The following is a 14198-nucleotide window of genomic DNA, read 5'->3' on the forward strand; positions in this document are numbered from 1 at the left end:
CTGCCACGACGGGGCTACCGCTGCCCGCCTCTGGGACGCCCTGGCGCTGGGCAGCGAGCTACTTGACCGGCTGCAGACCGTGTTCGTGGACGGTGGCTTTGGCCGCCGCTTTCGCCAGCACTTGGCGGGCCGAGGCCTGCAGGCACAGGTGCCGATGGGCGTAGTGGCCCATAAAGGCCGCTTTTTTATCCACGCCAAGCGTTGGGTCGTGGAACGCAGTATTGCTTGGGCCGGTACCAACCGCCGCTTGGCCAAGGACTACGAACGAAAAATCCAGCACGCCAACGCCTGGCTGTACCTAGCCAATATCCGACGACTCACTAAGCTAACTTAAACAGCTTCTTAGGATAACAGTAGGAGCGGTTGGCTCAACAGCAGCGTAAGAGTAGACTTATTTTTTCTTAGTAGCAAGGCAGAATGAAGCATAGCGGAAATATTCCCAAACAAAACTATCTGCCCGCCCGGTCGTAGCTTGCAACCACTCCTGACTGTTCTGCTGCTTTGGCTTCCCCCCAACACGTTCTTGTTATCGGCTCCGGCTTTGCGGGCCTCTCGGCCGCCACGTCGCTGGCCCAGCGCGGCTACCGCGTCACTATCCTGGAAAAAAACGAAGGCCCCGGCGGCCGGGCGCGCGTGTTTCGGGCCGAAGGTTTCACGTTTGACATGGGGCCGAGCTGGTACTGGATGCCCGATATTTTCGAGCAGTATTTTGCCCGCTTCGGCCGGAAGGTGAGCGACTACTACGACTTGGTGCGCCTCGACCCTTCCTACCAGGTGATTTTCAAGGGGCCGGAAGCCGTGGATATTCCGGCCGCTATGGCCGAGCTGCGGCAGCTGTTTGAGCGGTATGAGCCCGGCAGTGCCGCCCGTCTCGACGAGTTTTTGCGGCAGGCGGCGTACAAGTACGAGGTGGGCATCGGCAAGTTCGTGCACATGCCCGGCCGCTCGTTGCTGGAGTTTGCCGACCCGCGCCTGCTCGTAGATGCCCTGCGGCTGGATTTGCTGCAGAGCATGCACAAGCATGTGCGCAAGTTTTTCAAGCACCCGCGCCTGCTGGAGCTGGTCGAGTTTCCGATTCTGTTTCTGGGCGCCACTTCCGAAAACACGCCGGCCCTGTACTCGCTGATGAACTACGCCGACCTGGCCCTGGGCACCTGGTACCCGATGGGTGGCATGCACAAGATTGTAGAAGGCATGGTGGCACTGGCGCAGGAACGAGGCGTAACGCTGGAATACAACCAGCAGGTGCAGCAGATAGTAGTAGAAAAGGGCCGCGCTACAGGCGTGCAAACTGCCGCCGGCTTTCGGCCTGCCGATGTGGTAGTGGCCGGCGCCGACTACCACCATGCCGAGCAGCACCTGCTGGCCCCCGAGTGGCGCCACTACGATGAAGCCTACTGGAACTCCCGCACCATGGCCCCGTCATCGTTGCTGTTTTATGTGGGCGTGAACCGGCGGGTGGACAAGTTGCGGCACCACAATTTGTTCTTCGACGAGGACTTTGCGCTTCATGCTGAGGAAATATACGAGGAGCCCAAATGGCCCAGCCGGCCGCTGTTCTACGTATCGGCCCCCAGCAAAACCGACCCCAGTGTAGCGCCCGGCGGCTGCGAAAACCTGTTCCTGCTGATTCCGGTGGCTCCCGACCTGCCCGACCCGGAGGAAACGCGGGAGCATTACTACCACCTGATAATGGAGCGGCTGGAGCGCCACTGCGGCCACAGCATCCGCGACGCGGTGGTGTATAAGCGCAGCTACGCCCACCAGGATTTCCAGCAGGACTACCACAGCTACAAGGGCAATGCCTACGGCCTGGCCAACACGCTCCGCCAGACGGCCATTCTGAAACCCGCGCTTAAAAGCAAAAAGGTCAGTAATCTGTATTTTACGGGGCAGCTCACTGTGCCTGGTCCCGGGGTTCCGCCCTCGCTCATCTCGGGGCAGGTGGTGGCGCAGGAGGTAGAAAAGGAAAATTAGCATTCGAAAAATGGACCACATTGCCCTTTTCACCGAAACCAGCCGGGCGTGCAGCAAGCTGATAACCCAGCGCTACAGCACGTCTTTCACGCTGGGCATCCGCACGCTCGATGCACGGTTTCACCTGCCGGTGTATGCCGTGTATGGCTTCGTGCGCTGGGCCGACGAAATCGTGGACACGTTTCATGGCCACAACAAGGCGGCGCTGTTTCAGGACTTCAAGCGCCAGACCTACGAGGCCCTGAAAATCGGGCTGAGCCTGAACCCGGTGCTGCATGCTTTCCAGGATGTGGTGCACCAGTACGGCATCGACCGGGAGTTTATCGATGCGTTTCTCTACAGCATGGAAATGGACCTCGATGACCGCAGCTACAATCAGTCGCTCTACGAGAAGTACATTTTTGGCTCGGCGGAAGTAGTGGGGCTCATGTGCCTGCGCATCTTCTGCGAAGGCGACACCGCCATGTTCGACCGGCTACGCGAGCCGGCCCGGCGGCTGGGCTCGGCGTTTCAGAAGGTGAATTTCCTGCGCGACATCCGCTCCGACTACGAGGAGCGGGGCCGCGTGTACTTCCCCGGCGTGCAGTACGAGCGGTTTACGGATGAGGTGAAGGCGCAGATTGAAGCCGACATCCGGGCCGATTTTGATGCGGCGTACGCAGGCATTGTGCAATTGCCGCGGGCGGCGCGGCTGGGCGTGTACCTGGCCTATGTCTACTACCTCAAGCTCTTCCATAAGATCCGGCAATTGCCGGCGGCGCGCATCCTGGGCGAGCGGGTGCGCGTACCAGACAATACCAAGCTGCTTTTGCTGATGGGGTCGTACTTTCGCTACCGCCTCCGGGCCATCTAGCTGCCAACCAGGTTCTGCATGAAGCATATTCTGCTTGTCTTCTTCACTTTCCTCCTGATTCTTTCCCCGTTCGTGTCCGACGCCACCCCGTACTCCCTGCCCAATCTGCGCCGCCAATACCAGCATGCTGCTTCCAGCAAAGAAGCCGGCGAAAAATTTCATAAGCTGATGGCCGCCTATGACCAGCGCAATGCCGTGGTACTGGCCTACAAAGCCGCTGCCGAAGCCATCCGGGCCCGCGACGCGTCTATGTTCAACAAGCTGACCTACGTGCAGAACGCCAACAAGCAGTTTGAGGAAGCTGTGAAACTGGACGGCGACAATGCCGAAATTCGGTTTCTGCGCCTGAGCGTGGAAAGCAACCTGCCCTCGTTCCTGGGCCTGAGCGGCCACGTCGATGAAGACCGGCAGTTTCTGGTTGAAACTCTGCTGCAGCACCCCAAATCCGGCCTCGATGCCGAGTCGTTCGGGTTGGTGCGCGATTTTCTGGTGGAGCGTGGCCATGTTTCCGGCCCTGAAGCTGAGCAGCTGGGCCGCATCGAAGGGTAGCGACAGTTGAAATTGAAGAAAAAAGCGAGATACTGCCTAGTATTTCGCTTTTTTTATAGTCGTTTTATGCCTGTATCTCCTGCGCTTATTCCGGCGCTATCCGCTCGTTGGGCTGTTTTTCTACTGGTGTTGCTGAGCCGTAGTGCTGCTGCCCAAAGCGTGCTGGTGCAGGGCCGGGTAGTAGATGAGCAGCAGCGTCCGGTGCCCTACGCTACTGTGGGGCTGGCAGATGGCTCCGGCGGCACGGCTACCAATGAAGTAGGTGAGTTCAGCTTGCGCGCCCCGGGGCTGCCGCAGCGGCTGGTGGTACTCAGTATGGGGTATGCGCGTCTGCAAACCGAGGTGCGGGAAGTTGGCGCGCCAGTGGTGCTGGTGCTGCAGCCCAGCGCCGTAGCCTTGCCCGGCATAACGGTCCGCAACCCCGATAAGATAGCCGAAGAACTGGTGCAGCGGGCCGCTGCCAAGCTGTTGCGCCACGCCCGCAGCGTACAGTACGGCAAAGCCTTCTACCGCCAGAAAACCCGGCAGAACGGCGAGTATCGGGAGTTTTTTGATGCTTTCTACGACGTGAAGTTCACGAACCGCGCCATAGAGGGCTGGGACCTGAGCGAGTCACGCTACGCCTTTACGCCGGGCGGCTTCACGTTCAGCAATTTTTCGTCCATCATCCGGCGCATTCCGGTGTTCAGCCGGCATCCGTTTCGCGAGAAGCTGTTGGTGCCACTTGGGCCGCAGCCCACGCGCGCCTTCTACTTCACGCTCCGTAGCATCCTGCGTGAAAACGGACAGGAAACAGCCGTCATCGACTTTGCGCCGCGCCCCGAAGCCCGCAAGCCGGCCGCCAGCGGCACGCTCTACATCGACCGGGAAACGGCTGCGCTACGGCGGCAGGAGCAGGTATTGCCCCTGAGCACCATGCTCACCTTCCGGATGGAGCCGGAGTATGAGCGGGTAGGCGACGAGTTCCGGCTGGTATCAGACTTCGCACCCTACGCCGATTCGCTGACGCGGCTGGCCGCTACCCGGGCCGAGGGCACCGTGGTGCTCCGCCGCCCGGGCGCCCGGCCCGATAGCACGCACGTAGCGGCGCATTTGTATTTCTACCAGTACACCAGCCGTTTGCCCGGCCACGCGTACGAAGACGTAGGCCGCCACTCCCGCGACCTGCAGCAGGTAATGAAAAAGCCCTATAATCCGCAGTTCTGGTTGGAAAACGAAGTGCTTCGGGCGAGCCCCATCGAGCAGGAAGTCATCAGAAGTTTTGAGGGCCGCCACGTGTTCGGCCGGTTTCAGTAGCGGGAATAGTAGGGGCTGGCTACCACATTATAGTGTTGTGTTTCGTAACTTCCTCGGCTAACTGCTCAGGCCCATAAACTTCCAACCACTTCTGTGGTTACTCATCCGCTATGCCGCACAATCTGAGCGTCCGAATCGACCCCAACTCCGGCTTTTGCTTTGGCGTTATCTATGCCATTCAAATGGCCGAAGACCTGCTGGAGGAGCAGGGCTATTTATACTGCCTTGGCGACATCGTGCACAATGATGAGGAAGTGCAGCGGCTGGAGCGGCGTGGCCTGCGCATTATCGACTACGAAGAGTTTGAGCAGCTGCGCGGCGAGGCCGTGCTGATCCGGGCGCATGGCGAGCCGCCCAGCACCTACCAGACGGCGCTGCTCAACAACCTCACCCTGATTGATGCCTCGTGCCCGGTGGTGCTGAAGCTGCAAAACCGCATCAAAACCTCCTACGACAAGCAGGAGCAGATCTTTATTTACGGCAAGCACGGCCACGCTGAAGTGCGCGGGCTGCTGGGCCAGACCAGCGGTAAGGCCGTGGTGTTTGAGAGTCTGGATGAGCTGCTGCGGCACGAACTGCCCGACAACATTACGCTCTACAGCCAGACCACCAAAAGCACCGATTCGTTTTACCGCATCAAGGCCGATCTGGAAGGGCGGGGGTATCAGGTGAATGCCAACGACACCATTTGCCGGCAGGTCAGCAACCGCGACAAGGACCTGCGCCGGTTTGCCGCCCAGTTCGACCAGATTGTGTTTGTATCGGGCACCAAAAGCTCCAATGGCAAGGTGCTCTACCAGGTCTGCAAAGACACGAACCCGCATACCCATTTCATATCCGGTACCGATGAGCTTCGGGCCGAGTGGTTTCTGCCGGGGCAGTCGGTGGGAATTTGCGGGGCCACCAGCACGCCCATGTGGCTGATGGAGCAGGTACGCGGGGCGCTGCTGGCGCTGTAGGCCGGCGCTGCTCAGAGTACACGGAAGGGCTGACGCCGGGCCGGGCACCGCACTTATTTGATTTGCTGGTTGTTCCTTTGCCTCTTCGCTATGTCTTCTGCCGTTTCTTCCTTTTCCGAGCCTACTTTCGCCGTGCGGCGGGTAAAGCCTGAGCCCCTGGGGCATAAGGGCGTGCTGATGGCGCTGCTTATCATCTGCCTTTGGGCCGCGCTGCTTACGTTTCTGCTGGCGCATTACCAGCCCGATTGGGCTACGCCGTGGCCGTATCTGCTGGCGCTGCTGCAAACCCACCTCTATACGGGCCTGTTCATCACGGCGCATGATGCCATGCACGGGGTGGTAAGCCCCAATAAGCGCCTGAACAATGCGTTGGGTACGCTGGCAGCCGGCCTCTTCGCCTATAACTGGTTTCCTGGCATGCTGCCCAAGCACCACGCCCACCACCGCCACGTAGCCACCGAGGACGACCCTGACTTCCATGATGGCAAGCACGCTGGGTTTGGGTTCTGGTTTGTGCGTTTTGCCTGGAACTACGTCACGTGGTGGCAAATACTGCTGATGGCCGCCACCTACAACGTTCTGAAGCTGTATTTCCCGCAGGCCAATGTGGTAGCTTTCTGGATGGTGCCGGCGGTGCTGGCTACTCTGCAGCTGTTTTATTTCGGTACGTATCTGCCCCATCGTGGCAGTCATGCTCCCAGCAACCCGCACAAGTCCCGCAGCCAGTTTCCGCACCACGTCTGGGCTTTTGTGAGCTGCTATTTCTTCGGATATCACTACGAGCACCACGACCAGCCCTACCTGCCGTGGTGGCGCCTCTGGCGGGCAAAAGAAACTCATTCGAAGTCACCGCAGCATTCCTGATTGTCTGTTGCGCAACGTTCTGGCCATCAGAGCGTTTTTAGATAGAAGTTTGATTATGTTCTGGTGGGCACAGGTAGTCTGCCAGCCATGTGGTAGCTGGCGGTTAAGCCAGTCCGGCCAGTTGCTTTCGTCTGCCAGCCTGTGCATTACGATACTGTTGCGTATCTTCCTCATACTCGCAGCCTGAGCTTATTACCGGTTCGGGAGTTTTATTCCGCTTTTCCATCCGATGCAGCTCTGGTTTCTACGTGCGCTACCTCACCGGCTCTGGCTGGCGCCGCTGGCCGGGCTGCTGTGGTTGGCGCCTGCCGCTGCTCAGGCCCAGCCGGATAGTACGCCATCTGCCGGAACCGCTGTAACCCGGCACCTGCAGCAAAGCGAACAACTCCTGCCCATCGACCCAGTGGCGGCCCAGCTGCAGGCTGAGCAGGCGCTGCATCTGGCCGCCGTGAGTGGGCCGCCTACCGACGTCGGGGCGGCATATCTGGCAATTGGAGAGGCCTTGCAGGCCCGGCAGCAGCACGAGCAGGCGCTGGTTTATTTCCGGCGTGGCCTGCGGCTCTACCAGAAATTGCGGAGCGCCCCGGGACGGGCGCGGGCTCTGCGGCAATTGGCCCGGGCCCAACACCTGCAGGGCGACACCGGGCAGGCGTACGACACTTATCGGCAGGCACTCCGCCTTACCCAGCGCCTGCGCGACCCGGCCGGACTGGCGCAGGTCCACACCCAACTCGGCGACCTATATGGCGCGCAGGGGCAATGGGCGCGTGCCCTGAGCAGCTATGAGCGTGCCTACTCCGACTGGCAGCAGGCCCGTAACTTGCCCGGGCAGGCGGCGGCGCTTAATGCTATTGGGCTGGCGCACCACCGACTGCGCAACTACAGCCGGGCCCTGTACTACCTGCGCCGCTCCCTGAATGAGGCCCTGCAACTCGGCGACAGTACCCGCACCGGAGAGGCGTTGGCCAGCACAGGCCAGGTCTATGAGGAAGTCGGCAACTACGAAGTGGCCATGACTTTCTACACGCAGGCCCTGAGCACACTGCCGTTGCAGACGCCACCAGCCCGCCGTGCGGCCGGCCTGCAGGTCCTGGCTGTGGCCCAGGATTCCCTGGCGAACCGCCCGGCGGCTATCCGAGCCCTGCAGCGGGCCCTGCCGCTGGCCCGGCGCGGCGGCTCTGTCGTGCAGATCAGCAAGATCTACCAGACGTTAAGCGACCTGCACCGGCGGGAGGGAAGCTACGAAGCCGCACTGCAGGCCCAGCTGCGGTACGCGGGGCTGCAGGATAGTGTATTTGCGGCGCAGCGTAGCGCACAGATTGCTGAGCTGCAGACCCGTTATGAAACCGAGAAGAAAGAGCGGGAAATCCAACTCCTGACCAAAGATCAGCAGATTCAGACCGCCAACCTGCGGCGGCAGATGCTGCTGCGCAATGGGCTGGCCATCGGTACGCTGCTGCTGCTGCTGGCGGTGGTGGCACTGTACCGCGGGCGGCGCGAGCAGGCGCGCGTCAACCGGCTGCTACAACGGAAAAACCGCGCCATCAGCCGGCAGAAAGAGGAGCTGGGGCGTCTCAACCGCACCAAAGACACGCTCTTCTCCATCATTTCCCACGACCTGCGCAGTCCGCTCAGCTCCTTGTACTCTATGTTCTCGCTATTGGCGCTGGGCACGCTGCCGCCCGAGCGGATGGCCCTGCACACGGAGCGTCTCAAACGTACGCTGGATGTTACATTGCGCCTGCTCGACAATTTGCTCAACTGGTCGGCCGCGCAGATGCAGAGCGACAAAATCAGTCCTGAGCGAGTGCACATGCCTGTGCTGACGGAAGAGGCCCTGGCCCTGCTGCTGGGTGATGCCGAGCGCAAAAGCATCTTGTTTCTGACCGAGTTGCCCGATTCCTGCATTGTGTGCGCCGACGTGAATATGGTGCGGCTGGTGCTGCGCAACCTGGTGGCCAACGCCATCAAGTTCACGCCCGAGGGAGGCACCATCACTATTGCTGCCAAACCAGTGCAGGGGCAATGGGAAATTTCGGTGGCTGACACCGGCCTGGGAATCCGGCCGGAAGACTTCCCGAAGATATTCGGGGAAGGCGGACACCACAGCACGCTGGGCACGGCCAACGAGAAAGGTACCGGCCTGGGGCTGCGGCTGTGCAAAGACTTCGTGGAGCGTAACGGCGGGCGTATTACGTTCGAAAGCAGCCTGAACAAGGGCACCACGTTCCGGTTTACGCTGCCCGCCGCCGAAATGGAAACGCTGCCGCTACTGCCCCCCGGCCCGCCCGCTACTATTGCTGCCGCCGGATAAGGGTGCGGTTCACAATCCGTTCGGTCACCCGCTCCCGGTAAGTCTGGCCCAGCGGCAGCGCATGGCCGCCCACGCGCACTTCCAGGTTGCTGATGGAGTCGATGCGCGAGGCATTGACGAGGTACGACCGGTGCGTGCGCACAAACAGGCCCGGCGGCAACTGCTCCTCCAGGTTTTTCAGGTTTACCAGTGTCAGGTGCGTACGGCCGTCGGCGGTATTGATTTTGGTGAAATCTTTCAGCGCTTCGATGTAGAGCACGTCCCGGTAGTGCAGGCGCACAAACTGGGCATCGGTGCGAATAAAGAAGGAGCCCCAGCCCGAGAGCATATCCTGCTTGGAGTCGTTCTCGGCAGTGTTGGCCCGCAATATGCCCGCCACCTTGTTGACGGCTTTCAGAAAACGATCCAGCGAAATCGGCTTCAGCAGAAAGTCGATAACATCGAGGTTGAAGCCCTCCATCGCATACTGCGGGTGCGCTGTCATCAGCACAACCAGCGGCGGCTGGTGCAAGGAGCGGACAAGGTCTAAGCCACTGAGGTGGGGCATGGTCACATCGGAGAACAGCACCTGCACATCGTTATTCAGCAGGTAGCGGTGGGCTTCCAGCGGGTCAGTAAACGTGGCCTTCACATCGAGCACATCCGTCATGGCTACATAGGCCTGGAGCAGGTCCAGCACCAGCGGATCATCATCGAGCAGCAGGCAGGTAATCTTCATAGAAGAGCAGGGGAGCGGTGTTCGGGTGAATATAAAGAGAAATAGAAAAAAAGCGCCTTTTTTTCTATGGGAAGAAATCAATCTTAACCGCAAATATTACCATATACGTCTACTTATACACCATACTCCTCTACTTTAAAGCGCCAGAGGCTCTCTATTTCAATACAGTATCACTATATCCGGTTGTTTGCCCGGCCCGTATTCTGCCTTAGTGCCTGCCCGAATCTGCGCTTCTTCCATCGTTCTTCCAGTTGCCTGCCGCCCTCGTACACTGCTCGTGTTTCCTGCCTGCTTTCTGCTATGAAACCACTATCAGCCCCTGCTGCTGCGCTGCCCCCGGTTGTGCTGGGTGTAGCGCTTACCATTGGCCAGAACGAAAGCTTACGCCGCTCGCTACACAGCGCTTTCGGCTTGAAAACCAGGGCAATCAATCTGCGGATTGACCCCAGTATGGAGCTCGTCTTTCTCTGCGAAACGACGCTGCCCGGTACCTTGCCCTGTCTGGCCGCGCTTACCCGCCCCGGGGTGGTGGCCGTAACGCTGCGGGAGGCTTATCTGGCGTGGCAGCCGGATCCGGAGCATCCTATAGGGCGGGGCTCATCTACGCTGGCGGTGCTGGCCAGCGGCAACTGCTTCCTGACTGCAAATAGCCGTAAGATCCATATTGCGGCTTTTTCTGAGCGTAATGTGCACTCCACGCACGTAATAATGGAAATGCAGGGCCGCCCCAACCTGCTGGAGTATCTGCGCTCCGACTGGTTTACGCTGGAAATTTCGGGCACCAACCGCCGCCGCCTCACCAAGCCGCTGGCCTTTAGTGCCGTACTCGAATTCGACCTGCAGTTGCACCCCGATGCGGCCGAAGCATGAGTACGAGTAGTACTTTAGTCATCCAGCAAAAAGCCCTTCCGCAGATCTGCGGAAGGGCTTTTTGCTGGGCTGATTCTGGTCAGGCTAGTGAACCGCATTGGTTTTCTTGCAGCAGTCGGGGAGCCGGTCGTAGGCCCGGGCTTCGGCCGGAGCCGCGTCGGCATCGTAGCCGGTGCGCTGCACAGCGGTGCGCAGCGTAGCAGGCGTGGTTTTGTCCGGGCTATACGTGACGGTGAGCATCTGTGTGGGCACGTCCAGAACGGCCGCCTGCACGCCTTTTTCGTAGGCCATAGCCTTTTCGAGGCGGGTTTTGCACATGTCGCATACCGCCGAGGTTTTGAGCTGTACCTGTTCGGTGCCGGCACCTTTGGCCTTGGCAGCAGTTTGGGCGAGGCTTACCTGCGCCAGAAGAGCGAATACGGAAAGCAGAAGAAGCTTGAAGGATTTCATAGAGAAGCTGTAGGCGGCATAACGCCGCAGGTGAACAGGAAGATCTTAACAAAAAAGCGGCCAGAATCGGTCCGTTGAGTGTGGGCTACTGCAGTTGAAAGCGCATGCCCAGGTAAGTGAGGCGCCCGAAAGTAGGGCCCCAGACCATAGCCGCGTCAAATGCCGGGCTGAAGGGAGCCGCCGCGCTTTGAATTGGGTCGCGCTGCCGGTAGTTGGTCAGGTTTTCTACCCCGGCATACACTTCAAACCGCTTGAAAGCGCGCGTAACCTGCGTATTGAGCAAGGCAAAGCGAGGGGCGTAGGGCAGGTCGGTGGCTTCGGGGCCGTGGTGGCCCGCAAAAGCGGGGTTATGCGCAACTGGCCGCCGCCCGAAGCCCTGCACCGTAAGGTCGGCGCGCCATTTATCGAAGGCGGTGGCATAGCCTACGTTGAAAAACAGCCGGTGCGGCGCCGTGAGGGGCTTCGGCAGCAGCTCGCCGTTGTAGGTGGTGCGCACGTCCAGGTACTTATAGGCGGCCTTGGCCGTGAGGCCTTTCAGGGGCTCTACCTGCAGTTCCGTCTGGAAGCTGCGCGAGAAGGAACGCCCGCCGGGTGCCAGGTTGCTGATTTCCAGGATGGTCGGCGAGGTGTACATGTCGGCTACCACCTGGTTCTGAAACTCGGTGTGGTAGTAGTCGGCAATGAGCGTGGCCGGGCGGCCGGCTACCGTGAAATACTGCGTAACGCTGCCTCCCACGTTCCAGGCTTTTTCGGGCCGCAGGTTGGGCGCAATTACAAACTCGCGGGAGCTGAGCAGCACGCCCATATTATCGGCAATGGGGTTGGCTACGCGGAAGCCGGTGCCGGCCGCCAGCCGCAGAACCGTGTTTTTGGCCGGGTCGTACTTCACGTTGAGGCGCGGCGTGAGCTGCCAGCCATAGAGGTTGTGGCGGTCGAGGCGCAGCCCGCCCACCAGCGTCAGGTTGCGCGAATTCTGGTACGTGTATTCCGCAAAGCCGCCGGGCACGTTTTCGAGTCGGTTGCGGTGCATGCGGGCCTGGCGCTGGGCGGCTGTTTCGTTGAGATAAAGCAGGCCGGACCCAAAAAACTCCCGGTAGTCGTCGCGCATGTAGCTCAGGCCGAGACGGTAGGTGTGCGCCGTAGTCCCGATTACGCTCTGGAACAGCAGAGTAGCCAGCCCCGTGCGCTGCGTGCCGTCGTAGGCGCGGGTGGTGCGCACCGTGCCGCCGTTCAACTGCTGCCCATACGAGTAAGTCGAGGTGAAGTCGTGGTGGGTGCCGCTCAGCAGCAGGCCCAGGCTCTGGTAGGGGCGGCCCGGCCAGGTATAAGACGTTTTGGCGAAGCCGGTGTAGCGGTTGGTGCGCCCCGAAAAGCCGTAGTTACGCTCGTAGCCGTTGGCTTCATCAGCCCGGAAGTCCAGCTGGCCGCCTTCCCGCGTTTCGCGCAGCGCCCCAAGCCCGATTTCCGTCACCAGGCCCTTGTCCGACTTGTATTTCCACTTGTTGAACAGGTTGTACTGCGTGGCCAGCGGCAGATCCAGGAAGCCATCCTTGTTCCGGTCGACGCGGCGGCCCAAGTGGTCGGAATGAAGCAGGAAAACCGTGCTGACTTTCTTGCTGACCGGCGTTGCCAGGTTCAGGTTCAGGTCGAACTTGCCCAGGTCGTTGGCATACGCGTTGAAGAGCAGCCGCTCCGATTTCTCAGGATCTTTCAGACGCACATTCACTTGCCCCGACAGGCTTTCGTAGCCATTGACCACCGAACCCATGCCCTTAATGATGTCGATGCCCTCAATCCAGGTGCCGGAAAGATAGCCCAGCCGGTAAGGAGTCGAGAGGCCACGCAGGGCCGGCAGGTTGTCGAGCGTCAGCAGCGAGTAGGCGCCGTCGAGCCCCAGCAGCTGAATCTGCTTGGCCCCCGATACCGCATCTGAGGTTGAAACTTCCACGGCCGCATTGGTTTCGAAGCTCTCGGCCAGGTTGCAGCACGCCGATTTGGTCAGGTCGCGGGCCGTAATAACCTGCGTGTTGGTGGGGGTGAGCGAGGAGTAGGAGGGAGCCCGCCCCTCCACCTTCACCTCGCCCAGCTCCGTGCCCGGCTTCAGCGAAACGCGTACATAAGGCGCCCCGGAAGTAGCTACTGCCACCGTATCGGGGCGGTATCCGAGGGCATTGATGATGAGCCGGCTGGCTTCGGCGCGGGCCGGGCGAGGCAGCGCAAACTGGCCCGCGTTGTCGGTAGTGGCGGTAGCGGTGCTGCCCAGCCAGCGCACTACTGCGCCCGGCACAGGGGCAGCGGCAGCGTCTGTTACCTGGCCCCGCACGGGAGCCAGCACATCAGCGGCAGATTGAGCGGTAGCGGCAGCGGTGCTGCTCAGCATAAGGCCAAGCGCAACCGGCAGCCGGCGCTTGAAAAAAGGAGTCATAGGAGTAGATTAGCATGGATCCCAAAGAAAAAACCAGCGCAACAGCGCACCGTATCTCATGGCGGGCCAGCCGGCCCGCGGGACACATGCTAGACTACCAGCACACTAATAAAGGTGAGCAGCACCCGGCCGGCCCGTGCCGGCGGCGAGCTGTCGGCGGCGTGCCATGCTACGGCCTGCGCTACCAGCGGCGCTGGCGGCACCGTGGGCCAGTTGGTAGCGGGCAGCCAGGCTGGAGCCAGCAGGGGCGAGGGCAGCAGCTTGGCCCAGGCCAGTTCCGGCGACGGTACGTCCAGCTTGTGCAGGTGGGCACTGAAGTCGCAACAGGCGCCTTTCAGCTGGCTGCTGTGGGAGTGCTCAGCGGCGGGATCGGGAGCAGCCGGAGCCGGGCAGCCATGCTTGGGCGTGCTGAAAATAACGTCCGCCGACGTGTGCCCACTTTCCCGACAGGTATGGCGCAGCACCGTCAGGCCCACCGAGGCGGTGAGGACGAGCAGAGCCAGCAGCATGCTGAAGAGCCGATGAGCGAGTGGGCGTTTCATTTCTACCACAAAGATACACAAACCTGGCGGAGGATGCCGGTGCAGAATCTTTGCTGCCAGGGTATAGTAAACCTTATTCGGACAGTTTGGGGAATTTATCGGGCGCGTAGAGGCGCAGGGGACTGCGCACGCGTAGGTTGTGCAGCCCGCAGGCGACCACGATGACCGTGTCGCGCCGCCACTGGCCGCGCAAGCGCAGCGTGTCCTGTACCATGCGCAAGCGCTTCATTCCGGTGGGCATGCTCGATGACCACGCGTAAGGGGCTCAGCAAGTGGTTGTACAGCTGCTGAGCGAAGGTCAACTCCCGCTTCGGCGGCTTCTTGTGGGGCATCTCCACCACCACGCCGGCCGGGGTATGGCCCACCAGACCCAGGTCCTGA

The 14198-nt window shown here is 60.8% G+C and carries 14 protein-coding genes; 9 read left to right on the forward strand and 5 right to left on the reverse strand.

Going from position 1 to position 14198, the window contains the following annotated elements; translation table 11 throughout:
• The 8 genes from BUE15_RS20510 to BUE15_RS20545 all read left to right on the forward strand — a co-directional run.
• A partial coding sequence (locus tag BUE15_RS20510) for a transposase (protein ID WP_073286704.1) occupies positions 1-334 on the forward strand: 334 nt, incomplete at its 5' end.
• Positions 335-501: 167 nt separating this feature from the next.
• Positions 502-1977 carry a phytoene desaturase family protein gene (locus BUE15_RS20515; protein ID WP_073289038.1) on the forward strand — a complete coding sequence of 492 codons (1476 nt, stop codon included), beginning with the start codon at positions 502-504 and terminating at the stop codon, positions 1975-1977.
• A gap of 10 nt (positions 1978-1987) precedes the next feature.
• A complete protein-coding gene (locus BUE15_RS20520; protein ID WP_073289039.1) occupies positions 1988-2830 on the forward strand; it encodes a phytoene/squalene synthase family protein in 843 nt (280 codons plus the stop codon).
• A gap of 18 nt (positions 2831-2848) precedes the next feature.
• A complete protein-coding gene (locus BUE15_RS20525; protein WP_073289041.1) occupies positions 2849-3379 on the forward strand; it encodes a hypothetical protein in 531 nt (176 codons plus the stop codon).
• A gap of 66 nt (positions 3380-3445) precedes the next feature.
• Positions 3446-4675, forward strand: coding sequence for a carboxypeptidase-like regulatory domain-containing protein (locus BUE15_RS20530; protein WP_084549223.1), 1230 nt, complete (start codon positions 3446-3448; stop codon positions 4673-4675).
• 110 nt (positions 4676-4785) lie between these two features.
• On the forward strand, positions 4786-5634 hold the full coding sequence (locus BUE15_RS20535) for a 4-hydroxy-3-methylbut-2-enyl diphosphate reductase (protein WP_073289045.1): 849 nt from the start codon (positions 4786-4788) through the stop codon (positions 5632-5634).
• Positions 5635-5811: 177 nt separating this feature from the next.
• A complete protein-coding gene (locus BUE15_RS20540) occupies positions 5812-6498 on the forward strand; it encodes a fatty acid desaturase (RefSeq protein ID WP_073289058.1) in 687 nt (228 codons plus the stop codon).
• Positions 6499-6727: 229 nt separating this feature from the next.
• Complete coding sequence (locus tag BUE15_RS20545) at positions 6728-8812, forward strand: tetratricopeptide repeat-containing sensor histidine kinase (RefSeq protein WP_073289047.1); 2085 nt, start codon at positions 6728-6730, stop codon at positions 8810-8812.
• On the opposite strand, the gene BUE15_RS20550 is transcribed toward BUE15_RS20545, so the two are convergent.
• The gene (locus BUE15_RS20550) at positions 8793-9530 is read right to left on the reverse strand and encodes a LytR/AlgR family response regulator transcription factor (RefSeq protein WP_073289049.1); all 738 of its coding nucleotides are present in this window, start codon (positions 9528-9530) and stop codon (positions 8793-8795) included. The genes BUE15_RS20545 and BUE15_RS20550 overlap by 20 nt on opposite strands.
• 300 nt (positions 9531-9830) lie before the next feature.
• On the opposite strand from BUE15_RS20550, the gene BUE15_RS20555 reads away from it, so the two are divergent.
• Positions 9831-10400 carry a hypothetical protein gene (locus BUE15_RS20555; protein ID WP_139252468.1) on the forward strand — a complete coding sequence of 190 codons (570 nt, stop codon included), beginning with the start codon at positions 9831-9833 and terminating at the stop codon, positions 10398-10400.
• 84 nt (positions 10401-10484) lie between these two features.
• Here the strand turns inward: BUE15_RS20555 and BUE15_RS20560 are convergent, their stop codons facing one another.
• The 4 genes from BUE15_RS20560 to BUE15_RS22130 form a co-directional block, all read right to left on the reverse strand.
• A complete protein-coding gene (locus tag BUE15_RS20560) occupies positions 10485-10850 on the reverse strand; it encodes a heavy-metal-associated domain-containing protein (protein WP_073289053.1) in 366 nt (121 codons plus the stop codon).
• A gap of 85 nt (positions 10851-10935) precedes the next feature.
• Positions 10936-13275 (reverse strand): TonB-dependent receptor plug domain-containing protein, encoded by a 2340-nt coding sequence (locus BUE15_RS20565; RefSeq protein ID WP_073289054.1) that lies wholly within the window; start codon positions 13273-13275, stop codon positions 10936-10938.
• 89 nt (positions 13276-13364) lie between these two features.
• On the reverse strand, positions 13365-13817 hold the full coding sequence (locus BUE15_RS20570) for a hypothetical protein (RefSeq protein ID WP_139252469.1): 453 nt from the start codon (positions 13815-13817) through the stop codon (positions 13365-13367).
• A gap of 73 nt (positions 13818-13890) precedes the next feature.
• Positions 13891-14046 carry a hypothetical protein gene (locus BUE15_RS22130; RefSeq protein WP_170865158.1) on the reverse strand — a complete coding sequence of 52 codons (156 nt, stop codon included), beginning with the start codon at positions 14044-14046 and terminating at the stop codon, positions 13891-13893.
• Between the last annotated feature and the right edge of the window lie 152 nt (positions 14047-14198).

It is taken from the genome of Hymenobacter psychrotolerans DSM 18569 (assembly GCF_900142395.1).
GTDB lineage: Bacteria > Bacteroidota > Bacteroidia > Cytophagales > Hymenobacteraceae > Hymenobacter > Hymenobacter psychrotolerans.

What these genes read in the sequence shown, in the direction of transcription:
- BUE15_RS20525 (WP_073289041.1), top strand. Translation starts at nt 2,849, where the DNA reads ATGAAGCATATTCTGCTTGTCTTCTTCACTTTCCTCCTGATTCTTTCC.
- BUE15_RS20570 (WP_139252469.1), bottom strand. Translation starts at nt 13,817, where the DNA reads ATGAAACGCCCACTCGCTCATCGGCTCTTCAGCATGCTGCTGGCTCTG.
- BUE15_RS20520 (WP_073289039.1), top strand. Translation starts at nt 1,988, where the DNA reads ATGGACCACATTGCCCTTTTCACCGAAACCAGCCGGGCGTGCAGCAAG.
- BUE15_RS20555 (WP_139252468.1), top strand. Translation starts at nt 9,831, where the DNA reads ATGAAACCACTATCAGCCCCTGCTGCTGCGCTGCCCCCGGTTGTGCTG.
- BUE15_RS20560 (WP_073289053.1), bottom strand. Translation starts at nt 10,850, where the DNA reads ATGAAATCCTTCAAGCTTCTTCTGCTTTCCGTATTCGCTCTTCTGGCG.
- BUE15_RS20545 (WP_073289047.1), top strand. Translation starts at nt 6,728, where the DNA reads ATGCAGCTCTGGTTTCTACGTGCGCTACCTCACCGGCTCTGGCTGGCG.
- BUE15_RS20565 (WP_073289054.1), bottom strand. Translation starts at nt 13,275, where the DNA reads ATGACTCCTTTTTTCAAGCGCCGGCTGCCGGTTGCGCTTGGCCTTATG.
- BUE15_RS20540 (WP_073289058.1), top strand. Translation starts at nt 5,812, where the DNA reads ATGGCGCTGCTTATCATCTGCCTTTGGGCCGCGCTGCTTACGTTTCTG.
- BUE15_RS20530 (WP_084549223.1), top strand. Translation starts at nt 3,446, where the DNA reads ATGCCTGTATCTCCTGCGCTTATTCCGGCGCTATCCGCTCGTTGGGCT.
- BUE15_RS20535 (WP_073289045.1), top strand. Translation starts at nt 4,786, where the DNA reads ATGCCGCACAATCTGAGCGTCCGAATCGACCCCAACTCCGGCTTTTGC.
- BUE15_RS20550 (WP_073289049.1), bottom strand. Translation starts at nt 9,530, where the DNA reads ATGAAGATTACCTGCCTGCTGCTCGATGATGATCCGCTGGTGCTGGAC.
- BUE15_RS22130 (WP_170865158.1), bottom strand. Translation starts at nt 14,046, where the DNA reads ATGAAGCGCTTGCGCATGGTACAGGACACGCTGCGCTTGCGCGGCCAG.